Annotated in this window: 1 protein-coding gene; it reads left to right on the top strand. The window is 44.2% G+C overall.

Features of this window, described 5'->3' with window-relative positions:
* Positions 1 to 48: 48 nt before the first annotated feature.
* Positions 49 to 319, top strand: a 271-nt coding sequence (locus tag PUR56_RS43120; protein WP_329947365.1) for a hypothetical protein, incomplete at its 3' end; no start/stop codon positions are given.

The raw sequence follows: 319 nt of genomic DNA, 5'->3' as shown, positions 1-319 counted from the left end.
TTGTGGTGTGTGTGGGGGCGGGGTTGTGGGGTGTGGTGTTTGTTGTGTGTGTGGGGTGTGTGGGTGTTTGTTTGGTTTTTTTTTTTTTTTTTTTGTTGGTTTTTTTTTTTTTGTTTTGGTGTTTGGGTGTGTTGGTTTTTGGTTTGTTTTTTTTTTTCATATGGTTGTGTGCGGGGTGGGTGGTGTGTGGTGGGTGTGGTTGTTTGTTTTGGGGTGGGTTTTTGTTTGGTTTTGATTTTTTTATTTTTGTTGGTGGTGGTGTTGGGTGTTGGTTTGTTTGTGTTGTTTTGTTTGTTGGGGTGGCCGGGGGGCCCCCCCC

Origin of the sequence: Streptomyces sp. BE303 (genome assembly GCF_036290945.1) — a bacterium.
In the GTDB taxonomy this organism is placed as follows: domain Bacteria; phylum Actinomycetota; class Actinomycetes; order Streptomycetales; family Streptomycetaceae; genus Kitasatospora.
This window is presented reverse-complemented; position numbering and strand designations above follow the sequence as displayed.